Genomic DNA, 22187 nt, shown 5'->3' with positions numbered 1-22187 from the left:
GGGCACCTGGAACGCCGCGCACGGCGCCGCGTGCTAACGCCGCACCGTCCGACCTGTGGCGAGCTTCTCCACCAGACCGCCTGCCCACCACTCGATGGTCGCGAAGTCCCGGAAGTCCCCGCCCTTGCCACTCCGCAGGATCATGCCGCCGACCCACCCACGCGCACCCTCCCGCAGGCAGCCGCCGAAGGTGACGTGCTCGGTGACATCCAGTCGTCGCATGACCCGCTCGACGCCCGGCGCAGGAGGGATGTCCCGCTCCTGCGCCGAGGCGTCGAGCGGCCCACTGCTGAAAAACGCCACCGGACGGAGCCGCAATTCACCGCGGAACCTGCGTGCGAAGCGGCGGGCGTCCCTGTGCCAGCGTCCCGCGTAGAGCCCGCCGCCGACCACCACGGCGTCGTACGGTTTCACATCCGTCACCGACCGGGCGGGCAGCGCCTCGGCCGCGACGCCCTTCTCGCGCAGGACCGCGGCGACGGTCTCGGCGATCCGGGCCGTCGACCCGTTGGTCGATCCGTAGGCTACGAGCACCTTCTCCGGCATGGCGGTTCACCTTCTTTCGAGGGTCGGTCTACTGCTCACGTGCTGTCTCCTCAGCGGAGGCGGCGCAGATAGGGGTCCTGCGGGCGGCACGGCAGCAGGCGTGCACGGACGTCCAGGACCGTGAGGCCGCCGGATGTCGCGAGGACCGGGTTGAAGTCGGCCTCGGCCAGCTGCGGCAGGTCCTCGGACATCCGGGAGAGCCGGTGGAGAAGTTGCTCCAGGCCGTCGAGGTCGACGGGGTCCGAGCCGACCGAGCCGAAGAGCAGCGGAGCACAGCGCGGTGAGGTGATCAGGTCGTGCACGTCCAGGTCGGTGAGAGGGGCGAGACGGGCCGCCCGGTCGGCGAACACCTCCGTGGCGGTGCCGCCCAGTCCGAACACGACCAGCGGTCCGAAGACCTGGTCCTGGACGACACCGGCGAGCAGTTCGGTGCCGCGTTCCGCCAGCGGTTGCACGACGGCCCCGCTCATCAGCCGGGCGAAGCGTGTCCGGAGGTCCCGGTAGGCGCCCCGTACCTGGGATTCGCCCCGCAGGTCGAGACGAACGGCACGCTGCGCGCTCTTGTGCACCAGTCCCGGCCAGTACGCCTTCAGGACGACCCGGCCGTCCGGGCCGCCCAGACGCTCTGCGGCACGTACGGCGTCATCTTCGGTCTCCGCCCAGGCCCATGGGGACTGGGGGATGCCGTAGCAGCTCAGGAGTTCGGCGCACGTCCGCGGTCCGAGCCAGCCGCCGTCCGGGTGTGCGGTGAGCCAGTCGTCGGCCAGGGCGTGCGCACGTTGGGCGTCGATGCCGTCCGGGGTCCGCCTGGTGCCGGGCGGGCGGGCCAGCCAGGCCGTCCGGCGGGCAGCGTGGGCCAGCGCGCGTGCCACCGCGTGCGGTTCGGCGTAGGAGGGGATCGCTCCGCCTTCTGCGGCCGGCAGCAGGCGCACGGGCACGTCCTGCTCCAGACGGACCAGGACGACGGGGATGCGCCGTCTGCCGGGGCCCTGGGTGACGGCTCGTACCAGGTCGTCACCGGTCGCGGCGGCCACGGCCGTGGGGACGAGGGCGACCACGAGGGCGTCGACAACGCGGTGGGCGGTGAGGCGGTCGAGGCAGTCGCGCAGCTCGTCCTCGGCGACAGCGGCGGTGACGTCCACCGGGTTGCCGACGGCGGCCCCGTCGGGCAGCACGGCAAGCAGGTCCTGGACCAGTTCGGGGGTGGGGGTGGGCAGGACGAGCCCCTCCTCGGCACACGCGTCCGCGGCCAGTACGCCGGCTCCGCCCGCGTTGGTGACGACGGCGACCCTGGTCCCGGCGGGCAGAGGCTGGGCGTGGAACAGGGCTGCCGTCTCCAGCAGTTCTCCGATGGAGCGGGTCGCGGTGATGCCGGCCTGGGTGAACAGTGCCTGTCTGGTCAGGGTGCCGGTGGCCGCGGCGGCACTGTGGGACGCGGCGGCACGACGGCCCGCGTCGGTGCGGCCGGCGTCGACGGTCAGCAACGGCATCCGGCGGGTGACCCGCCGGGCGGTGCGGGAGAAGGCCCGCGGATTGCCGAAGGACTCCAGGTGCAGCAGGGCGAGGTCGGTGACGCCGTCGTTCTCCCACCACTGGAGCAGGTCGTTGCCGCTGACGTCGTACTTGTCGCCGAGCGAGGCGAACGTCGACACCCCGATACCCAGGCGGGACAGCCCGTCGAGCAGGGCGATGCCGACACCACCGGACTGAACGGCGATACCGGCGGTCCCGCGGCTCGGGTGTGCGGCGGCGAAGGTCGCGTCCATCCGCAGCGCCGGGTCGGTGTTGGCGGCACCGAGGCAGTTCGGGCCGACGAGGCGCATACCGTGGGTGCGGCACGCGGTGAGCAGCGCCCGTGCCTGAGCGGGGTCAAGACCCGCCGACACGACCACCAGGGCACGTGCGCCCGCCTTCCCGGAATCCTCCGCCACGCTGGGCACGGCGGCGGCCGGGGTGGCGATCACGACGAGGTCGGGCGGGACGGGCAGCGCCGTGACCGCGTGATACGACGGAACGCCGAGAAGTGCGTGGGCATGCGGGTTCACGGCGAACAACCGGCCGGTGAAGTTGCCGGTACGCAGGTGGCGAAGCACGGCGCGTCCCACGGAGCCTGGCCGTCGGCCGGCCCCGACGACGGCGACCGTCCGCGGTCTGAACAGCGGCTCCATGCTGGCCACGTCCGCGGTGCGCCCGCGATTCTCCACCGCCCTCAGATAGGTGTCGTCCTGGTCGAGCTCGATGATGCAGCATGTCTCGGGCCCGTCCATGCGGTGGGTGACACGCAACCCGAGGTCGGTGAACAGACGGAGCACTTCCCGGTTCTCGCTGAGTGCGTCGGCCACGAAAGACGTGAGGCCGTCGGCCCGGGCGGCGGACGCCAGGTGCTCGATGAGCAGGGTGCCCACGCCGTGGTGGTGCAAGCGGTCCGCGACGGCGACGGCCAGCTCGGCCGATCCCCGCTCCTCCCCTTCGTCGTACTCGGCGAGGCCGATGATCCGACCGCGCAGCTCGGCCACAAGCGCCCGGTGCCCTGGGCGGGGCGGCTCACAGGCGTGGTCTGCGGCGAGTGCGGCGGAGTGAGGACTCACGGCGAAGAAGCGCATCCGCAGGTTCTCGGGTGACATCTCCTCGTAGAGCCGATGGAGTTGATCGTGGTCCTCGGGTTCCACGGCGCGGATACGGACGGTGATGCCGTCCGCCAGCAGGGCGTGGATCGCGGGACGCCTCAGGTCATCCGTCATCGGTCTCTCCTCTCTCCTGGGCCGGGTTGCGTCGACCGGGCCCCCGTCGCTCCATGGCTCCGGTGCCGACGGCCTGGTAGCCGGGCGTCGGGCTCACCTCTGCTCGGGCACGACGACGACCGGGCAGGCCGAGCGGTGCAGTACGGAGTGGGCGACCCGGCCGAGCCGTCCGTGGGCGCGACGGCCGATCACCATCAGGTCGGCCTCGGCGGAAGCAGCGGGCAGCACGCTGCGCGCCGGGCCCTCGGCGGTGCGCCGACGCACAGCGATGTCGGACGGTGCGTCCTCCAGGGCTGCTTCCAGCTCCTTGGCTGCCCGTTCCTCGTACAGCCGGGCGGGCTCCCCCGTCAGCAGGGGGTGATCAACCGTCTCGTGGGCGGGGCAGCGCCAAGCCCGCACGACGGTCAGCGGCACGCGACGCAGGCGTGCCTCGGTGAAGGCGAACCGCAGGACGGACGCCGGTGCGTCGCCGAGACCGACAATGATCCTTCCGTGCCGTCCGGCGACAGCCCGGTTGTCGTGGTTGCCACGCAGCACGACAACCGGGCAGTCGCTCGCGGCGGCCACGGTCCGGCTGACGGACCCCAGCAGCCTGTCCGCGACACCGCTGCGGCCGCGGCTGCCCACGACGATCATGGACGAGTTGCGTCCGGCGCAGACCAGGGCGTGCTCAGCCTCGTCGGGCACCATTTCGGTGGTGACGGGTAGGTCGGGATGCCGACGCCGGACGCGCCGAGCGGCGGCCCGGAGGATGTCCTCGGCCTGCACCTGAGCGGACGGCTTGCCCAACACACGTGCGAGCGCCGCCCCTTCGTACCGCTCCCACAGCGCTCCGTAGAGCACAAGGAGGGGCACTCCGTGCAGGGCGGCCTCGTCGGCGGCCCAGTCGACGGCCCGCAGGCTGGGTTCGGAGCCGTCCACGCCGGCCACCAGTGGCAGATACATGACGCCTCCTCCTCGCGACGGGACCGTCAGGGGTGCGCGACGACGGCGACCGGTGCGGTGGCGTGGTGCAGCACCGCGTGGGTGACGGCGCCGATGTGCGCGCCGAACGGGTTGCGGCGGATGCGCCTGCCGACGACCACCAGGGACGCGTCGTGTGCGACGTCGACCAGGTGGCGGGCGGGACTGCCGGAGCGAGACACCTCGGCGACCTCGACGTCCGGGTACTTCTGTCGCCAGGGCAGGATCACCCGGGTGAGGTCGGCCGCCTTCCTGCGGGCCACTCCCTCGTCGGGCACGGAGCCGGCGGCCAGCACGTAGGGGTAGTAGGGCGGCAGTTGCCAGCCGCTGACCACGTGCAACGCCGTCCTGCGGCGTTGTGCCTCCTCGAAGGCGAAGGCGAGCACGTTGTCGTCCGGGCTGTCGATGTCGATGCCGACCACGACCGGCCGGAAAGCGGTGGCCGCGGACGGGATCCCGGCGGGATCCATGACGTGTTCGTCGGCGGCCATCTCACCGGCCCGTACGAGGACCACGGGAATCTCGGTGTGGGCGATCACGGACTGTCCGACGGAACCGACGAGGTATCCGCCAAGGCCGCTCAGGGCGCGGGAACCGAGGACGAGCAGTTCCGCCTCTTCGACGGCTTCGACCAGTGTGTTCGCCGGTGGGCCGGACCGCTGGTCGCAGCTCACCTCGACACCGGGGTGGCGCAGCCGGAGCCCTTCACCCATCTTCCGTGGGACATGCTCGGTCCAGTACTGGTGGGTTTCGGTGCCGAGAATCGGGTCCTCAGCCATGGGCGCCGGAACCGGCTCCCACACGTGCAGCAGCCGTACCGGCAGGTCGCGCAGCCCGGCCTCGCGGGCCGCCCACTCGGCGGCGGCATGGCTCTCGGGTGAACCGTCGATCCCCACCGTGATCGTGCGGGTCATGCTGCCCACCTCCTGTATCGGTCCTCTGATTTCAGCGTGTCCCGCGCCCGGTCCCAGGGACAGGGACCGCAGGTCCCCGGTCGCGGCCAAGAGTCCCCTCGCCGGGCCCCTACCACCGATCCTGTACGGCGCAGCCACTTCCGGCCGCGGACGACGGGAAGGCGGGCCCACAGGCGGCCGAGGCCGGGTACGTCACCGGCGGATCCAGCGGCCAGGGGGCGACGAGTACCGTCGCGTAGACGAGGTGGTAGTCGACGACGGGGTTCGTCGGCGTCAGCGCGGCGCCGATGCCGAGCAGATCGGCCGACGACGACACGCCGTGGTCCGACACCGATAGTGGTGCGCTTCGGGTACGGCCCCGAAGAATGAGCTCTACCGCGACGGGGCGTCGACCACATCCGGAGCCCATGACGCACGGAACAGGCAGACGGGGCCCAGACCGGCCTCGACGATCACGGCGTCGCTCCGGCGTCCTCCCCCTCCGCCCCATCCACGGGCACCCGCCACACAAGGCGGGTGCCTCCGTCCTGGGGGCGCTCCAGCCGCAGTTCTCCGCCGAGCTTTTGCGCGCGCTCTTCCATGTTGCGCAGTCCGCTGCGGCGGCCACCGGGCGGAATGCCGATGCCGTTGTCGGAGACCGTGAGCCGGACCCACTTGCCGTCGGTCTCCAGCGCGACGTCGGCATGGCTCGAGTGCGCGTGACGGGCGATGTTGGTCAGGGACTCCGTCATGACGGCGACGAGTTGGTCGGCGGTCTCCTTCGGTACGCGCGTGTCGAGCAGGCCCTCCATACGGACTCCGGGCGCGAAGCCCAACACCGGCGCTATCTCGGCAACTGCCCGGACCGCGCGGGCCCGCAGTGTGGACGACGCCGGGTCGTCCTCCCTGGAACGCAAGCCGAAGATCGTCGAGCGGATGATCTTGATCGTTTCATCCAGGTCGCCCACCGCGCGCTGCACGCGTTCCGCCGCCTTGTCGTGCTGGATGAACCGCCCTGCGCTCTGCAGAGTCATGGCCGTGGCGAACAAGCGCTGGATGGCCAGGTCGTGCAGGTCGCGGGCGATGCGGTCGCGGTCCTCCAGCAAGGCGATCTGCTCCGCGTCCCGGCGACGTTCCGCCAGTTCCATCGCCACCGCCGCCTGAGCGGCGAACACCTGTAGCGGTTGCGTCTCCTTCTCGGTGAACACGGGCCCGCCCGCCTCGCGGACCAGCAGCACCACGCCGCGCACGTGCTCGTCCGCACCAATGGGGACGGCCACCGCCGGCCCGAGGCCCGCGAACCGCGGCGGACCCGCCGTGATCCGTTCGTCGTGCGACACATCCTGACTGCTCACGGGCACGCTCCGGACGAACGCCTCCCCCATGAGGCTGCCGCGCACGGGCAGCACCCGTCCGCGCCAGGCCCCGGCCTCGCGTCCGATCGCCAGCTCCACCGCCAGCTCGTCGGTACCCGGCACCGGCAGGGCCACCACGCCGAGGGCGCAGGCCGTGATCTCCCGGGCCCGTTCGGCGATCAGCCGCAGCGCGCCGCCCTGTTCGGCGCCGGACATCAGCGTGTGCATGATCTCGGCGTTCACCTGAAGCCAGCGCTCACGCAGCCGGGTCTCCTCGTACAGCCGGGCGTTGTCGATCGCCACGCCCGCCGCTACGGCCAGGGTGGACAGCACCGACTCGTCGTCCTCGTCGAACACCTGCCCGCCGCGCTTCTCCGTCAGGTACAGGTTGCCGAAGACGTGGTCGCGGACCCGGATGGGGACGCCCAGGAAGCTGTTCATCGGGGGGTGGTGTGCCGGAAACCCGTAGGAGGCGGGGTGGTCGGACAGCTTGGCCAGACGCAACGGTTCCGGGTGCCTGATCAGCTCACCCAGGATGCCGTGTCCCTCGGGGAAGGGCCCGATGCGGGCGATCTCCTCCTCGCTGACGCCGACCGTGTGGAAGGCGGACAGCCGCCTGCCGTCCGGGCCGATCACGCCCAGCGCGGCGTACTCGGCGTCGACCAGCGTCGCCGCGGCCTCGACGATGCCGCGCAGGGCCTGCTCCAGGTCCAGTTCCCTGCCGACCGACAGCACCGCTTCCAGCAGACTGTGCACCCTGTCCCGAGTGCCGCGAGCCGCGTCCAGCCTGGCCTGCAACTCGCCCAGCAGTTCGTCCAGCCGCAGCTGCGGCAGGCGCACACTGGCCTCCCGCGTCTCCTCGGACTCGTCCACCGCCGGCCTCCACGCCCAGGGACAGTGCGGCTTTCCGACCGCCTACGTGCCACGGTAGCGGCTGCGGAGCGACCATGACACGGGAGCTCGCTGCTGCTTCGTGGCCGGCCGGAGATCACCGGGACAGGGGCTCGCGACGGCGCTCAGCGGCCTTCGGCTCGCATGCGGTCCTGCGCCTGGGTGGCGATGACGGCGGCCTGGATTCGCCGCTCCACACCGAGCTTGGCGAGCAGGCGGGAGATGTGGTTCTTGACGGTCTTCTCGGCCAGGTACAGACGCTGGCCGATCTGCCGGTTGGTCAGGCCCTCTCCGATGAGGGCCAGGATGTCCCGTTCCCGCTCGGTCAGACCGGGCAGCGCTTCCGGCTCCTCCCCTTGTTCCTCACCGCCCCGCAGCCGCGCCATCAGTCTCGCGGTGGCGCTCGGATCCAGCAGCGACTGGCCGCGGGCCACGGTGCGCACGGCGGAGACCAGGTCGGAGCCCTCGATCTGTTTCAGGACGTACCCGGCCGCGCCCGCCATGATCGAGTCGAGCAGTGCTTCCTCGTCGTCGAACGAGGTCAGCATCAGACAGGCCAGGTCCGGCATGCTCGACCGCAGCTCCCGGCAGACGCTCACCCCGTCGCCGTCCGGCAGGCGTACGTCCAGCACCGCCACGTCCGGACGCAGCGCAGGAACGCGCACCAGCGCCTGCTCGACGGTGGCCCCCTCACCGACCACGGTGATGTCCGGTTCGTCGTCCAGCAGGTCGTGAACACCCCGCCGGACGACCTCGTGATCATCAAGGAGGAAGACCTTGATCGCGGTCGCCCGGCCGGCCGGCTCGCTGTCCATCATCGATCGCTCCTCAAGGAGGCGTCCCGCCTACAGGGCCAGTCTTCCCCCGGCCGGGGCCGGGGGCCAGGGCCGGTCGGCCCTCCTTTTCCCGCGACGGGTGGACGCCATGCCCCGAGTGAGGTCGACGCCGATGCGTCGCACTGCATGCGCGGCGCCGGTCTGCGGCACCGCGCACCGGATGGTCCGGCAGGTGTCACGCCGCCTGCGGGACCACTGCCACCGGGCAGGCCGCGTGTTGCAGCAGGGTGTGAGTGACGCGTCCGAGCTGGAGGCCGAAGTGGCCCGACCTGTGCCGGGCACCCACGACGACCAGATCGGCGGCGGCCGACCGCGCCACCAGCACCTTTCGGGCCGGTCCTTCGATCGTCGCCCTGCGCAGTCGCACGCTCGGATGTGCCGTCACCGCTTCGGCGATCAAGGTGTCGATCAGGGCAGAAGCCCGCTCCTCGTGCTGATGCTCGGAACCGGCTGGTGCCCCGACATCGGTGCTCTCGTACTCCGGGCACCTCCAGGCCCGCACCACGTCCAGCTCGCAGCCCCTTGTCTCGGCCGCCTCGAATGCGAAGCGAACCGCCTCCCGGCTTGTGCCGGGGTCGCCTGCGCCCAGGAGGACGCGCTCGTGGGCGCCCGACAACGCGGACTTGTCACCTCGGACGACGATCACGGGACAGTCGGACCGGGCGGCGACGGCCAGGCTGACCGAGCCGAGCAGTGCTCCCTTGAGTTCCCCACGTCCTCGTGAGCCGGTGACCACGGCGGTGGCGTGCATCCCTTCGGCCAGGAGCGCGGACACCGCTTCCGCAGGCACGGTGTCCGTGGAGACCTCCAGGTCGGGGTCGTATCGCCGGACACGTTCGGCGGCAGTTCCGACGATGTTGTCCGCCATCACCTGCCCCGAGGAGCGCTCCCGGGTCATGGTCGGCAGGACGCCCTCGTACCGCTCCCACAAAGATGCGTAGACCAGGCGCAGCGGAAGCCGTCGACGCAGCGCCTCGTCCACCGCCCAGTCGATGGCCAGAAGACTGCCGTCCGACCCGTCGACGCCCACAACCAGGGGAAGTGCCATCATCCCCACCGCCTTCTCTCTTCCAGCCACCTCGTGCAGCGTGGGTTGCCACTTCTACGGTCGCACCGCCACGGCCGACGTGGCAGGGACTGTCTGGGCCCGCAAGGAGGGACCTTCGGCCCCGGACTAGCTAGGCGGTTTCATTTGGATCATTGGGTGGACCAGAGGAAGGTGTCTGTGCTGTGGCGTCCTGCCAGGTAGATGGTCGTCTTCGCGTAGCGGGTGGCGGTGTCGCGCTAAATGCTTACGGCGGTTGCTGCGCCGGCTTTGGGTGCGCGGCCGCGCTGCTGAGCCGGGAGCGGGCGGCGAGTGAGCAGACCTTGGCCGTCGTGCGGGAGCGGCTGCAGGTCTGCTCAGCGGACCTGCAGCTTGGGGGATCAGTTTGCTGGAGGGAGTGGCAGGACGAGGCGGAAGGTGACGCCGCGGTCTTGGCCCGTGTCGAGTTCGAGGCGGCCGCTGTGGCCTTGGGCGATGGCCGTGGCGATGGCTAGGCCCAGTCCGGAGCCGCCTCGTGCTCGGGTGCGTGCGGGGTCCGCCCGGTAGAAGCGCTCGAACACGCGCTCCGCGTGGGTGGCCGTCAGCCCGGGACCGTCGTCTTCGACTTCGATGACGGCGACTCGGGTTCCGGCCGGGAAGGGTGGTGCCATGCTGACGCGTCCCAGTGCGTCGGTGCCACCGGTGCGGGCACCGGCCCGGCCCGCTCCTACGCGCACGTGGATCCGGGTGCCGGGTGGGGTGTGGGTGTGGGCGTTCGCCAGCAGGTTATCGACGATCTGCCGGAGACGGTGGGGGTCTCCCACGGCTTCCACCACATCTAGTTCCCCCTCTCCCTCCCCGTCGGTGTCGGCGGTGCGCTCGCGTAGGGGGGACAGGCTCACGGGGTGATTCGGTCGCTGCAGGGCTGCCGCGCTCACCGCGTCTGCCGCAAGGGACAACAGGTCTACATATTCCTGCTGGTAGTCGGGGTGCCGGTCCAGCTGGGCGAGTAGTTGAAGGTCGTCGACGAGCAGGCTCATCCGCTCCGCGTTCTGGGCGATGTGCCGGTCGGCTTCCTGCCGTTCCTTGGCGGTGCGGCGGTCGGAGCGCAGCGCGAGCTGGGCGAACCCCTGGATGGCGGTCAGCGGAGTGCGCAGTTCGTGTCCGGCGTCGGCGACGAAGCGGCGCAGCCGCCCCTCTGAGGTCTCGCGCTCGTGCAGGGCCTGCTGGAGTCGGTCGAGCATGGTGTTCAGTACGGTGCCGAGCCGTCCGATCTCGGTGTGCGGGTCGGTGTCCGGCAGCCGCAGGTCGAGCTGCCCGGCGGTGATGGCCTCGGCGGTGCGCTCCATGCGGGTCAGCGGCAGCAGGCTGAGCCGGACCACTCCACGGCCCAGTACCCACAGGGCTGCCACGGTGATGACGAGGAGCAGGCCGTTCAGCCAGAGGATCTTTGACGTCGCCCCGTCCACGGTGTCGAGTGGCAGGGCGATGACGACGGTCAGGTCGCGTGGTCCGTCCCGGCGCAGGACGCGCCAGTTCCCGTCTCCGGTCTCGGCTGCCACCGAGGTCGGGCTGCCTTCGGTCGGCAGGCGGTCGATGCTGTCGGGGAGCCGGGGGCCCGGCTTGTCGTCGGAGCCGAGTGTCTGGGGCAGGCGGTTGCCGCGGGCGTCGTAGAAGTAGACGTGGAAGTCCGAGGGCAGCGCCCCGGCTTCCGGCTTGCGGGGGCGGCGTGTGTCGAGGAGGGCGGAGGCAGGCATGGGCCGGAAGTCGGCGAGCCGCTGGTCGACGCCGTCGAGGAGCCAGGACCGCAGGACGAGGAAGCCGATCAGCTCGGCGGCCAGCACGGCCAGGGTGGCCAGCACGGTGACCCCGAGGACGAGACGCCGGCGCAGTGAGCGGGGCGCGCGGAGGCCGGTCAACGGTCCGCTGCCCCGTGGCCCGTGCGCGGCAGCCGCAGGCTGTAGCCCACGCCGCGGACGGTGTGGATGAGGGGCGGGTCGAAGCGGTCGATCTTCTTGCGCAGGTACTTGATGTAGGTCTCGACCACGCGGGTGTCGCCCGCGAAATCGTACTGCCAGACATGGTCGAGGATCTGGGCTTTGCTCACGACCCGGCCGGCGTTGTCCAGGAGGTAGGACAGCAGCTTGAACTCGGTCGGTGAGAGCTGTACGTACTGGCCGGCCCGGTGCACCTCGTGTGCCCTCTCGTCGAGTTCGAGGTCGGCGTAGCGCACGACGGTGTCCGGCAGCAGGGCCCCGGGACCGAGGGTTCGCCGCAGGATGGCCTGGATGCGCAGGAGTACTTCCTCGATGTTGAAGGGTTTGGTGACGTAGTCGTCAGCGCCGATACTCAGCCCTTTGATGCGGTCGTCCACGCCGGTGCGTGCGGTGAGCAGAAGAACGGGCACGAGGTTGCCGGCCGTGCGCAGCCGGCGGGTCACCTCGTAGCCGTCGAGGTCGGGCAGCATGACGTCCAGCAGGATCAGGTCGGGCTGCAGGCGCGCGGCCTCGGCCAGCGCGGCGACTCCCGTGTCCGTGCTCCGCACGTGGTAGCCGGTGAGACTCAGCGTCGATTCAAGCAGCGTGCGGATGCTGGGCTCGTCCTCGACGACGAGAAGCCGGTGCTGCCGGTTCTCTTCGGTCCGCTCGGTCATGTCGGCACTACGTTCCGTTCTCTCCCCAGGCCCGGCACTCGCCGGCCCGTCGTGGAGGCTATCCCCGCACCGGGGTCCGGCGCGTCGTCGGCGTGTGGGGCGCGCCGGGCCCGGTGCGGTTGCGCAGCGGCGTTGTGTCAGGCCGCCAGCTTGCCCTTGCGGAGCGTGATGGCCCTGGGGGCGTGTTTGGCCAGGTGGGAGTCGTGCGTGACCATGATGAAGGTGAGTCCGTCCTCCTTGCAGCGGGTCTGCAGGACGTCCATGATCTCGTCGCGGGTGGACTCGTCGAGGTTGCCCGTCGGTTCGTCCGCGAGCAGGACCTGTGGCTTCTTGACCAGGGCCCGGGCTATGGCCACTCGCTGCTGCTGGCCGCCGGACAGCTCGCTGGGCACGTGGCCCAGCCGCTCTCCCAGCCCGACCGAGGTGAGGGCCTCGGCGGCCAGGTCGCGTCGCTCCTTCGGCTTGACGCCCAGCGGCACGAGGGCCGTTTCGACGTTCTCCTGGGCGGTGAGGGTGGGGATGAGGTTGAAGCTCTGGAAGACGAAGCCGATCTTCTCGCTGCGCAGGCGGGTCAGGCGGGCCTCGGGCAGCTTCGCCAGGTCGATGCCGTCGAGCAGCACACTGCCGGAGGTCGGCCGGTCCAGGCCGCCGAGCATCTGCAGGAGGGTCGACTTGCCGCCGCCGGTGGGGCCCTTGATGACCAGGTAGTCGCCTGCGGTGATGGTGAGGTCCACTCCGGCGAGCGCGTCGACGACGCCCTTGCCGCGGGTGTAGCGCCGGGTGACGCCGGTGAGTTCGTACATGGTGTGGTTGCTCCTGCGGAGGTGGGACGAGGGCCGGTCAGGCGACGCGGGAGAGGGCGTCGGCGGGGCGGAGCCGGGAGGCGCGCCACCCGCCGAAGCCACCGGCGACGAGGCCGCCCGCGACGGCGAGGCCGACGGCCAGGATGATCACGGAGAGGCTGACCGGCGCGGTGAGCACCACGTCCAGCGTCCGTGCGGCGGTTTCGCGTGCGGCGCCGCCGCCCATTCCGCCACCGCGACCGCCCATGCCTCCACCGCCACCGGGGCCACTCATACCGCCGCCGGAAGCGCCCAGTTCCGCGGAGAGCGAGGGCCCGAACGCCGTAACCGCCCACGCGCCGGCCAGGCCCAGCCCGATGCCCAGCGCGCCACCGACCAGGCCCGTCACGACGGCCTCGCCGACGACCTGCCCGGTGACCCGGCGCGAGCGCCAGCCCAGGGCCTTGAGGGTGCCGAACTCCCGCACGCGCCGGGCGACGGCGGACGAGGTGAGCAGGCCGGCGACCAGGAACGCCGCCGCCAGGACCACCACGGACAGCCAGCGGCCGACCGTCTCGGCGAGGCCGGAGGCGGTGGACAGCGACCCCGAGACGGTGTCCGCCAAGTCCTCGGAGGTGGTCACAGTCGCGTCCGGAACCGCCTTGAGCACCGCCGATTCCACCGCACCGAGCTGCTGTGCGTCGTCGGCCTGTACGTAGACGGTGGTGATCTTGTCCTTGGCGTCGGCCAGGGTCTGCGCCTGGACGAGCGGCAGGTAGACGTTGGCGGCGGCGTCCCCGCTGGTCGCCGTGGCCACGCCGATGATCTCGAACTTCGTTTCGCTCACCGTGACCGTGTCACCGATGGCGAGCTTCTTCTCCTGGGCGTAGGCGCTGTCCACCACGGCCACCTTCGCCGATGCCTCCGACGTCTCGAAGCCGCGTCCGTCGGTGATCTCCGAGGAAGACAGCGGACCCATATCCGGATGCGCGACGTCCGTGCCGTACACGGTGAAGCTGTCGATGGAGAAGTCGGCACCGCCTCCCGTCACGTCACCGGTCGGCCCGCCGCCTCCTGCGCCCGGCCGCTGCTGGAACTGGCCGCGGCTGAACTCGCCGTCGACCTTGACCACGTTAAGGCTGAGCCCGCCCACGGCGTCCGCCACACCGTCCGCCTTCGCCACGGACGAGACGGTGGCGGCGTCCAGGGTCTGCAAACCCTGCACCATGACCCGGTCGCTGCTCTGCTGCTCGCCGTCCTCCCCGTCGCCTGCGTCGAAGCGGAACCGCGGCCGCTCGCCACCGTCCTCCGACGGTGGCTCTGGAGCCTTGGTGACGGTCATGTCGGTACCGAGCCCGTAAAGGGATTCCAGGACCTGGTCCTGGGCCTTGCCCATGCCGGTCGAGACAGCGTTGACCACGATGACAAGAGCGATACCGAGAGCCAGCCCGGAAGCGACGACCAGCGCCGACTTTCTCCGGCGGCGCAGCTCGCGACGCAGATAGGTAAAGAACATGCGCCGCACGCTAAGCGGACGACCTGGCAGCACCGTGAGCATCGTGTGAGAGAACACCGAGAGTCCCACCGCAACGGACACCGTACTTGGCCCGTGATGACGCCCTTCTCATCGGGCCGACCAGAGAAAATGCCCGCGATGTGGAGTCCGGCCAGGTATATGGTCGCGGTCTTCTCAGAACGAGTGGCGATGCCACGCCACTGCTTGAGGCGGTTGATGCACCGCTCGACGGTGTTGCGCTGCTTGTACGCCGCCCGGTCGAAGACAGGCGGCCTGCCACCGGTTCTTCCGCGCCGCACCCGGTTGGGCCGTAGGTCGGCCCGTTCCGGGATCACCGCGCGGATACCGCGTCTGCGCAGGTGAATGCGGACTTCACGCGAGGAGTACGCCTAATGGGAAGTGAAGGCTGGTGGAAGCTGACCTTCAGGGGCGCGAGCCAAGCCTTTGAGTATGCCCGGGCCTGAAAGCCCTGTTGACAAGACGAGGCTGGCTCGCGCCCAGCAATCTGGGCATGAGTGCTCGGATTGAGGGCCGGTTCTGTCTATTTGGGCCTCGAAGTGGTCCTGTTGCTGCGGGCCGGCCCGTCTGCGGCCACGGGGCGGTTTGCTGTCCGTCGTCCGAGCCGGTTGTGCGGATCACCTCTCAGCTCTGCCTTGAGCTTTCAGCTCTGACGCAGACCGAGGGCCGCATGACTCGCTGGGGTTGCGAACGGCTGGTGGGATGACGTGCCTTGAGCACTTCCATTAGAAGCCGTTGTCTTTCCGAGAGTGACGGGTTCGTTTCCGCTGGTCAGGTGTAGGGGTGGTGTTTCGGCGGGAGGGACGGGGTGTTGTGTCGTCTCTTCGGTGGAGGTGCCCGGATGCCGTCGGTGATGGGGTTGCTGGAGGAGCGTGAACGCGCCGCTCGGCAGCGGGTGGATGCTCTCCAGGCCGAGCTGCGGGAGGCCGAGGCGGTGTGGGAGCGGTTCGTGATCGCCCGTGAGACGGTGGGCGAGGTTCTGGCGGAGCCTCGCGGAGGCGAGGACGTGGCGCCGGTCGTGGTGGCCGGCGAACGGCCGGTGCAGGTCAAGCAGGCGGTGCCCGGCTCAGTGGTGCCGCACTGGGAGGAAGGGCTCGCCCCGGCGGTTCTCGCGCCGGACTACCAGCGGATCAGGGACGCCCTGGCCTGCGGGAACGGGATGCCCGGGGAGGCGATGGACTGCCGTCAACTCGCGGTAGCCCTCGGTCTGGAGCCGGTCCCGGCGAAGGTGGAGGGGGTGCGGTCGAAAGCCAAGCGGCTGGCCGTGCGGGGCTGGCTGGCTGGCTGGCTGGCTGGCTGGCGGAGCAACGGCCGGGACTGTTCAGCGTGCCCGTCGGGCGAGGCGGCGGCTCATGACCATGCTCATCGCCCACTTGATCACCGCCTCCGAGGTGTCGGTGCGCGTCTCGTAGTCGCGGGCCAGCCGGCGTGAGTGCATCAGCCATGCGAAGGTGCGCTCCACCAGCCACCTCTTCGGCAGCACGGTGAACCCGCTGGTGTCGTCGCTGCGTCTGACCACGGTCAGCGCGACGCGCAGGACACCACGGGCGAAGTCGACCGGGCGCCCGGTGTACCCACCGTCGGCCCACACCCGCGTGACGCGCCAGTGCCGCTCGCGCAGCCGGACCAGCAGTGTCTGCCCTGCGTCCCGGTCGGTGACCGAGGCCGCGGTCACCATCACGGCCAGCAGCAGTCCGAGGGTGTCCACCACGATGTGCCGCTTGCGGCCGTTGACTTTCTTCCCGCCGTCGAAGCCCCTGGTCGAGGCAGGCACCGATGCGGCTCCCTTCACCGACTGCGCATCGATGATGCCGGCCGTCGGCTCCGCATCCCGGCCCGCAACCACGCGGACCCGGTCGCGCAGCCGGTCGTGGAACTCCGAGGTCAGACCCTTGTCCCGCCAGCGCCGGAAGAAGGCGTAGACGCGGTCCCACGCGGGGAAGTCCGTGGGCAGCGCCCGCCAGATGATGCCGCCCGCGACCAGGTAGCGCACAGCGTCGACCATCTGACGGTGGCAATAGCTCTCCGGTTGCCCGCCGCGGCCCTCCAACCAGCCGGGAACCGGCATCGCGTCGCGCACAACCGCCCACTCCGCGTCGCTCATGTCGGACGGATATCTCGGCCGCCTGTACGCCCGGTCCCCGGCGTTCCCGAACCGGTGTGCGAGACAATCACAGTCCAGGGAAGCTTGGTTGGACGACATCGACGCCGGCACGGAAGACTGCAGCACCAGGGGCCTCCTGTTGCTCGGTTGGATTCGACACCCTCGAGCTGTGCGGGAGGCCCCGCTCTCATGCCCGGCCAACCAGAAGATCACCCGACCGAGTCGACGACCTCGAACTCACGCTCACCCAGGTCGATAGAGCAACGGCTTCTTAGGGAGCACGCGCACCCTGCACAGGGTCTGACCTGGGAAAGAGTCGTGGCGAAGGAGGACCGGATGGCGAATGCCGAGTTACCGACGCCAGTGTTCTGTGGCGTGGACTGGGCCGAAGACCAGCATGACATTGCACTGGTCGATGCTGGTGGAAGGCAACTCACCAAGGTGAGGATCGGCGACGATGCTGCAGGGTTTACCCAGCTCACGGACCTGCTGGCCGAACATGGCGACAGCGAGGCTGCCCCGATCCCCGTGGCGATCGAGACGTCACGCGGACTCCTCGTCGCCTGCCTGAGGGCCACCGGGCGGCCGGTATTCGCGATCAACCCGCTGGCAGTTGCCCGATACCGAGATCGCCACTCCGTTGCCCGCAAGAAGTCAGACGCCGTCGACGCCGCGGTCCTGGCCAACATCCTGCGAACCGACATGGCCGCCCACCGGCCGCTGCCCGCGGACTCTGAGCTCGTCCAGGCCATCGCCGTGCTCGCCCGGGCCCAACAAGACGCTGTCTGGGCTCGCGGCCAGGCCCACAACAAGCTTCGCTCCCAGCTCAGAGAGTTCTACCCTGCAATCCTCGATGCCTTCGCCCAGCACAAGCACGGTCTGTGTTCGAGGGAAGCCCGCACCATCCTGGCCGCAGCACCGACCCCCACCATGGCTGCGAAGCTGACACGGCGACGCCTGCAGACACTGCTCAAGCAGGCCGGCCGCATCCGCGGCATCCAGGCCGACGCCGAAAGGCTCCACGAGGTCTTCAAACGCGACTACCTCCACCAGCTCCCGCAGGTCGAGACAGCTCTCGGGCATCAGACATCCGCTCTGCTCAGGCAGCTGAACACCGCCTGTGACAACGCCGACCAGCTCGAAGAAGCCGTCACGCAGGTCTTCGAAGAGCATCCGGATGCACCGATCATCCGCAGCTTTCCAGGCCTTGCCGCACTGACCGGCGCCCGAATCCTGGCAGAGATCGGCGACGACCGGGCCCGATTCGCCAACGCCGGATCCTTGAAGGCATACGCGGGAAGCGCCCCGGTCACCAGAGCCAGCGGCAAGAGCTGCAAGGTCATGAGCCGCAAGGTCAAGAACCAGCGACTGGCTGCCGTCGGCTACGTCTGGGCCTTCGTCTCTCTCACCAGGTCACCCGGCGCCAGAGCCCACTACGACCGCCGACGAGCAGCTGGCGACCGTCACGTCGCGGCACAGCGGAACCTCTTCAATCGCTTCATGGGCATGCTGTTCCACTGCCTCAAGAACGGTCACACCTACGACGAAGCAATCGCCTTCCCACAGCTCTCAGCCGGACATATCGCAACGGCAGCTTGACGCTTATCCGCGTGGGATGTCTTGTCGGCCAGGATCATGTCCGGCCTGGTGCGAGGTCGTCCACGGCGTCGAGGCCCGCGCAGGCCAGCCAGCACCTGGGTGAAGGCGGGTGCCTCGCCAGCCTGTCCGGCGGTGAGGACGAACGTCAGGGGCCGGCACCGGCCGTCGGCCGCAAGGTGGATCTTCGTAGTCAGTCCGCCGCGGGAGCGACCGATGGCGTGGTCGTCCGGCTCACCGTCAGGGGCCCCTTTTTGCGGGCCCCGGACGCGTGCTGGTGAGCGCGCACGATCGTGGAGTCCACCGAGACCGCCCAGGCCAGGTGCTCATCCGCGTCGGCCTGGGCCACCAGCGCGGTGAACACCCGCTCCCAGGTGCCATCGACAGCCCACATCCGCAGCCGTTGGTAGACGCCCCGCCAGTTGCCGTACTTCTCCGGCAGGTGCACCCATTGGGTGCCAGTCTGGAACTTGTAGGCGACCGCGTCGATCACCTCACGATGATCCCGCCAACGGCCACCCCGCTTCGGCGTCCGGTCCGGGAGCAACGGCTCGTTCCGCGCCCACTGCGCATCAGTCAACGGCACACCCGGACCAACGACCGACTGGTACAAACGAAACTGCCTAGGCCGACCGGGGCCGCGCCATGACCCCAGAGGCCCCTGGTCCGGCCCCCGCACGTGAGTGAGGCTGTGAATCAGGGGATTACCGCGAGACGAGGCGATCGTCATGGAACGGCTCCAGATGACAAGGCGCCCGCGCCCACCGCGTCGGCCGGATCCACCCGACCTGCGTACACCGTCGGGACGCCCCATGCCGTACTAGCCGATGTTCCGGGCGACCGACCACGGCCGAGTCCGGGCCGGCCGACGGCCCGGGTCCCACCGAGGCTTCCGCCCGGTCGACGATGACGCCGTGCGATGCGCCGTTGGTGGTCCCACGACCACCGAAGATCCCGAGTGCGCAGCCGGCGACGTGCTCACAGACACCCGCCTCCCACGGACACCACTTCCCGGACGTCCCAGGAAGGAGCGCCCTCATGAACGCCACCAGCCTCCCGCCCGCTCACGAGGACGAGGCGGCTCTGCTCGACCACGGGGCGGGCGGCCGGATGACCGGCGACCTGCTGGACACCATTGGCTGCCCGCTCTCGGCGGACGACCGGGCGCCCTGGAGGACGCTGCCCTGCTGCCCGACCACCCCGACCTCGTGATCAGCACCGACGGCTTCGTCGTCAGCCCACTCTTCTTCCCCGGAGGCGACATCGGCTCCCTGGCCGTCTGCGGCACGGTCAACGACCTGGCCATGCGCGGTGCCCGACCGATCGCCCTGGCCGTAGCTCTGATCATCGAGGAAGGATTTGCCCTTGCCGAACTCCGCGCGGTGACTCGCTCCTTGCGCGCGGCGGCCCTCGACGTCGGAGTACCCGTCGTCACTGGCGACACGAAGGTCGTGGGACACGGCGCGGTGGACAAGGTGTTCATCACCACCCACCGGCGTCGGCCAGCGGCACCTGGCGCTGCGCCCGTCCGCCTCGCTCGCCCGCCCCGGGGACGCGGTGCTGCTCTCCGGCCCGATCGGCCTGCACGGTACGGCGATCCTGTCGACACGCGAAGGACTGGCCTGCCACGGCGTCGCCTCGGACAGCAGACCTCTGCACCGGCTCGTCGAGGCGCTGGCACCCATCGGGCGGAGCATCCACAGCCTGCGTGATCCCACCCGGGGCGGCCTTCACCACAGCACTCAACGAGATCGCCCGTGACTCGGAGGTGGTGGTCGAGATCGACGCGGGCTCCGTTCCGGTCCCCGAGGCGGTCGTCTCGGCTGTGACCTGCTCGGCCTGGATCCACTGACCGTGGCCGGCGCCGGATGCCTGGTAGCTTTCGTCGCCCCCGCGGACGAGGCCGACGCGCTCACCGCGCTGCGCTCGCTCCCGGAGGGACGGAACGCAGTGCGTATCGGCGAGGCACCGCCGGTCGAGTCGTCCTACGCACGCCTGCAGGGATCCGACGCGTGATCGACATGCCGCTCGGCGAGCAGCTACCCCGAATCTACTGACCCGACGACTTTCCGCGCACCACAGTCGGTACCCGGACAGCGGTGCGCGGGCAAGCAGATCGGGCCGGACCGGCAGCCCCTTACAGCGCGCTTGTGGTCTCACCCTCCCGCCCGCACTTCCGGGACCGATCACTGGCGGAAGGAACGGGGAGGGGCCGTACGACCTGTCACGGTCTGCGGGAAGAGGCCGTGCGGCCCTTCCCCGCGTTGCAACAGCGCGAAAGACTGGACTCAGGCAGGAACCTCGACCGTCGCGAGCAGGTGACTGCGATGTCGGAAGTGACCACCACCGACCTGTACGAAGTCACCATGGCCCTGTCGTATCTGCGTGAGGACATGAATGAATCGGCGCCCTTCAGCCTCTTCGTCCGCTCACTGCCTCCCGAGCGGGGCTTCCTCGTGAGCGCGGGGACGGAACCGGCGCTCGACTACCTCAGTGATTTCCACGTCACCGCCGCCGACCTGGAGGTGTTCGCCTCGTCTACGCGGTCGGCACCCGTGTCGGCACCTCCGCCGACGCTCCCTACATCGATTCCGCCTACAAGCTCGTGGAGTACGACGGCCACCCGGTCATGAAACTGGCGTCGGGCAAGACGACGCTGCCGGGGAGCAAGCAGGTGTACCGACGTCCGGGCCACCCGGACATCATCCCGCTACGGGAGGAAGAGGCACCGGCCGGTGCGGAACCACTCCTTCGCACGCTGATGCGCGACGGACGTCGCTTGAGCCAGCCAGACACCCTGCCCGCGGCACGTGTCCGCCTGACGGCGGACCCGGCGGCGCTCTTCCCTCCGAGACCCTCCGGCTACGCGCTCCTCAGCCGGGGCGGGCCGTAATCTCGGAGCGGCTGTCCGGGCTGGCGGAAGGGCTTCGGGAACAACTGCTCGCCTCGCACCTCCTCCCCGAGGCCCAAGGGGCACCGGGTACACGGCGTGAACCACCGATGTAGTCAGCTGGCGCGTCACGCCGACAACGGGCAGCGTGGACAGAGACGGGAAGCACGTACGAGTGAGGTGGCCATGCAATCCTCTGAGCCGACAGCACGCGTGGTCGTGGGCGTGGACGGGTCCCCTTCCTCCTACGCCGCGCTGCGCTGGGCGGATCGGTACGCGCGCACCATCGGTGGTGTCGTGGAGGCGATCCACGTGTGGGACACACCGTCCGCGGCGGGCTTCACCGGTCCCGCCATCGACCCCGACTTCGACCTCCAGCAGGCCCGTGAGCGATTCTCCGAGGAGCTGCATGCCATCTTCCCGGACGAACGGCCGCCGGGTCTCAAGGAGGTACTCGTCGAGGGTGACCCGTCGGAGATCTTGATCCGCGCCTCGGAAGGGGCCGACCTCCTCGTGGTGGGCCGCCGCGGCAGGGGCGCGTTCGCCCGGGCCATGCTTGGTTCGGTCAGCCAGCGCTGCGCTCAGCATGCAGCCTGCCCGGTCGTCGTCGTCCGCCGGGAGCGGGAAACAGACCCCGCCCACTGAGCCGCCGGGGATTAGGGACGCTCGGGTAGGTCACGGCGCTGGCCACCTGAATCACAGGCGACTTACACGCCACCGTCGCTCAAAACCCGCAGCTCCATCTCCGCAGGACTGGCCACCGGGTTCGTCACTGTGCAGTGGGACACCACCGCACGCAGGGCAGCCACTTCCTCCGGCGGCAGCTCCGGCGCCACGACGGTCAGGGACAGGGAAGCCACCCGAGCCGGCCGGTCGTCCACCATTCGGAACTCTGCGCGGACACGGAGGTCGGCACGGACGGCACCGTGCCAGTCGAGGAAGCGTCCGGCACAGTGCGCCGCGCACGAGGCCACCGCCGCGACCAACAGCTCCCCGGGTGCCGGAGCCGTGTCCTTCCCTCCGCCCGTGAGCGGCTGGTCGACGGTCAGCTCATGCCGGCGGATCCGTATCGCGTAAGCATCCCCGGCCGCCGACAGCACCTCGACCACTCCGAGTGCTTCAGCGGCTTGCGGATCCACGGCCGCAGCCTGGTACAGCAGCAGCCCCGCAAGGCGCCGCGCCTCCGTAGCGGTGAGCGACGCCCACAGTTCGTCCGCGTCGTGGGAGGAGAACGACGTGTCCAGGACGACTCGCCCCAGCTGCGCGGGCAGTCCTTGGGGCGCGAATCGTGTGACGTTGATCGTGCGGCCGCAGCGAGTCTGCAGTTTCATCATGTCTCCCGACGGGTCTACGTCCGGTCGGCTCCGTCACGTCGGCCG

At 70.2% G+C, this 22187-nt stretch carries 18 protein-coding genes and 2 pseudogenes; 4 read left to right on the top strand and 16 right to left on the bottom strand.

All coding sequences use genetic code 11. The features are described from left to right. Positions 1-33: 33 nt before the first annotated feature. From M6G08_RS19360 to M6G08_RS19290, 14 genes and pseudogenes are all read right to left on the bottom strand, one after another. Positions 34-546: a flavodoxin domain-containing protein gene (locus M6G08_RS19360; RefSeq protein WP_272588415.1), complete on the bottom strand. Its 513-nt coding sequence runs from the start codon at positions 544-546 to the stop codon at positions 34-36. A gap of 50 nt (positions 547-596) precedes the next feature. Continuing rightward, positions 597-3287 carry a bifunctional acetate--CoA ligase family protein/GNAT family N-acetyltransferase gene (locus M6G08_RS19355; protein WP_272588414.1) on the bottom strand — a complete coding sequence of 897 codons (2691 nt, stop codon included), beginning with the start codon at positions 3285-3287 and terminating at the stop codon, positions 597-599. A 93-nt stretch (positions 3288-3380) separates the two neighbouring features. Continuing rightward, on the bottom strand, positions 3381-4232 hold the full coding sequence (locus M6G08_RS19350) for a universal stress protein (protein ID WP_272588413.1): 852 nt from the start codon (positions 4230-4232) through the stop codon (positions 3381-3383). Between the two features lie 26 nt (positions 4233-4258). Beyond that, positions 4259-5164 (bottom strand): universal stress protein, encoded by a 906-nt coding sequence (locus M6G08_RS19345; protein ID WP_272588412.1) that lies wholly within the window; start codon positions 5162-5164, stop codon positions 4259-4261. A 109-nt stretch (positions 5165-5273) separates the two neighbouring features. Further along, complete coding sequence (locus M6G08_RS19340; protein ID WP_272591528.1) at positions 5274-5480, bottom strand: hypothetical protein; 207 nt, start codon at positions 5478-5480, stop codon at positions 5274-5276. A 136-nt stretch (positions 5481-5616) separates the two neighbouring features. Continuing rightward, positions 5617-7371, bottom strand: a complete 1755-nt coding sequence (locus M6G08_RS19335) for a sensor histidine kinase (RefSeq protein ID WP_272588411.1) — start codon at positions 7369-7371, stop codon at positions 5617-5619. Between the two features lie 143 nt (positions 7372-7514). After that, entirely contained in the window at positions 7515-8207 is a 693-nt protein-coding gene (locus M6G08_RS19330) for a response regulator (RefSeq protein WP_272588410.1), read from the bottom strand. Between the two features lie 193 nt (positions 8208-8400). Beyond that, positions 8401-9282: a universal stress protein gene (locus tag M6G08_RS19325; protein ID WP_443049012.1), complete on the bottom strand. Its 882-nt coding sequence runs from the start codon at positions 9280-9282 to the stop codon at positions 8401-8403. A gap of 368 nt (positions 9283-9650) precedes the next feature. After that, a complete protein-coding gene (locus M6G08_RS19320; RefSeq protein ID WP_272588408.1) occupies positions 9651-11168 on the bottom strand; it encodes a sensor histidine kinase in 1518 nt (505 codons plus the stop codon). Next, positions 11165-11902, bottom strand: coding sequence for a response regulator transcription factor (locus tag M6G08_RS19315; protein WP_272588407.1), 738 nt, complete (start codon positions 11900-11902; stop codon positions 11165-11167). The genes M6G08_RS19320 and M6G08_RS19315 overlap by 4 nt, the downstream gene beginning before the upstream one ends. 137 nt (positions 11903-12039) lie before the next feature. Then, positions 12040-12705, bottom strand: coding sequence for an ABC transporter ATP-binding protein (locus tag M6G08_RS19310; RefSeq protein ID WP_272588406.1), 666 nt, complete (start codon positions 12703-12705; stop codon positions 12040-12042). Between the two features lie 37 nt (positions 12706-12742). After that, a complete protein-coding gene (locus tag M6G08_RS19305; protein WP_272588405.1) occupies positions 12743-14200 on the bottom strand; it encodes an ABC transporter permease in 1458 nt (485 codons plus the stop codon). 137 nt (positions 14201-14337) lie between these two features. Next, a pseudogene (locus M6G08_RS19300) lies at positions 14338-14589 on the bottom strand (IS5/IS1182 family transposase); the annotation flags it as partial. Positions 14590-15539: 950 nt separating this feature from the next. Further along, positions 15540-16322, bottom strand: a complete 783-nt coding sequence (locus M6G08_RS19290; RefSeq protein WP_272588404.1) for an IS5 family transposase — start codon at positions 16320-16322, stop codon at positions 15540-15542. Positions 16323-16658: 336 nt separating this feature from the next. On the opposite strand from M6G08_RS19290, the gene M6G08_RS19285 reads away from it, so the two are divergent. Then, positions 16659-17921: an IS110 family RNA-guided transposase gene (locus M6G08_RS19285; RefSeq protein WP_272588403.1), complete on the top strand. Its 1263-nt coding sequence runs from the start codon at positions 16659-16661 to the stop codon at positions 17919-17921. Between the two features lie 190 nt (positions 17922-18111). Here M6G08_RS19285 and M6G08_RS19280 read toward each other — a convergent pair whose 3' ends face one another. Beyond that, positions 18112-18648, bottom strand: a complete 537-nt coding sequence (locus tag M6G08_RS19280; RefSeq protein ID WP_272588402.1) for an IS5 family transposase — start codon at positions 18646-18648, stop codon at positions 18112-18114. Between the two features lie 308 nt (positions 18649-18956). On the opposite strand from M6G08_RS19280, the pseudogene hypE reads away from it, so the two are divergent. The 3 genes and pseudogenes from hypE (at position 18957) to M6G08_RS19265 (ending at position 21453) form a co-directional block, all read left to right on the top strand. Next, positions 18957-19975 (top strand): annotated as a pseudogene (gene hypE, locus M6G08_RS19275) (hydrogenase expression/formation protein HypE). Positions 19976-20245: 270 nt separating this feature from the next. Continuing rightward, positions 20246-20551: a hypothetical protein gene (locus M6G08_RS36015; RefSeq protein WP_443048845.1), complete on the top strand. Its 306-nt coding sequence runs from the start codon at positions 20246-20248 to the stop codon at positions 20549-20551. Positions 20552-20994: 443 nt separating this feature from the next. Next, the gene (locus tag M6G08_RS19265) at positions 20995-21453 is read left to right on the top strand and encodes a universal stress protein (RefSeq protein ID WP_272588401.1); all 459 of its coding nucleotides are present in this window, start codon (positions 20995-20997) and stop codon (positions 21451-21453) included. Positions 21454-21515: 62 nt separating this feature from the next. Here M6G08_RS19265 and M6G08_RS19260 read toward each other — a convergent pair whose 3' ends face one another. Next, positions 21516-22139, bottom strand: coding sequence for an OsmC family protein (locus M6G08_RS19260; protein WP_272588400.1), 624 nt, complete (start codon positions 22137-22139; stop codon positions 21516-21518). Positions 22140-22187 lie beyond the last annotated feature (48 nt).

Source organism: Streptomyces sp. M92, from assembly GCF_028473745.1.
GTDB lineage: Bacteria > Actinomycetota > Actinomycetes > Streptomycetales > Streptomycetaceae > Streptomyces.
The sequence above is the reverse complement of the archived record's forward strand: the minus strand, read 5'-3'. Positions and strand labels throughout refer to the sequence as shown.

Coding starts and splice junctions, on each gene's coding strand:
- M6G08_RS19360 (WP_272588415.1), bottom strand. CDS start 546: ATGCCGGAGAAGGTGCTCGTAGCCTACGGATCGACCAACGGGTCGACG.
- M6G08_RS19355 (WP_272588414.1), bottom strand. CDS start 3,287: ATGACGGATGACCTGAGGCGTCCCGCGATCCACGCCCTGCTGGCGGAC.
- M6G08_RS19350 (WP_272588413.1), bottom strand. CDS start 4,232: ATGTATCTGCCACTGGTGGCCGGCGTGGACGGCTCCGAACCCAGCCTG.
- M6G08_RS19345 (WP_272588412.1), bottom strand. CDS start 5,164: ATGACCCGCACGATCACGGTGGGGATCGACGGTTCACCCGAGAGCCAT.
- M6G08_RS19330 (WP_272588410.1), bottom strand. CDS start 8,207: ATGATGGACAGCGAGCCGGCCGGCCGGGCGACCGCGATCAAGGTCTTC.
- M6G08_RS19315 (WP_272588407.1), bottom strand. CDS start 11,902: ATGACCGAGCGGACCGAAGAGAACCGGCAGCACCGGCTTCTCGTCGTC.
- M6G08_RS19310 (WP_272588406.1), bottom strand. CDS start 12,705: ATGTACGAACTCACCGGCGTCACCCGGCGCTACACCCGCGGCAAGGGC.
- M6G08_RS19305 (WP_272588405.1), bottom strand. CDS start 14,200: ATGTTCTTTACCTATCTGCGTCGCGAGCTGCGCCGCCGGAGAAAGTCG.
- M6G08_RS19290 (WP_272588404.1), bottom strand. CDS start 16,322: ATGAGCGACGCGGAGTGGGCGGTTGTGCGCGACGCGATGCCGGTTCCC.
- M6G08_RS19285 (WP_272588403.1), top strand. CDS start 16,659: ATGGCGAATGCCGAGTTACCGACGCCAGTGTTCTGTGGCGTGGACTGG.
- M6G08_RS19280 (WP_272588402.1), bottom strand. CDS start 18,648: ATGACGATCGCCTCGTCTCGCGGTAATCCCCTGATTCACAGCCTCACT.
- M6G08_RS36015 (WP_443048845.1), top strand. CDS start 20,246: ATGTCGGAAGTGACCACCACCGACCTGTACGAAGTCACCATGGCCCTG.
- M6G08_RS19265 (WP_272588401.1), top strand. CDS start 20,995: ATGCAATCCTCTGAGCCGACAGCACGCGTGGTCGTGGGCGTGGACGGG.
- M6G08_RS19260 (WP_272588400.1), bottom strand. CDS start 22,139: ATGAAACTGCAGACTCGCTGCGGCCGCACGATCAACGTCACACGATTC.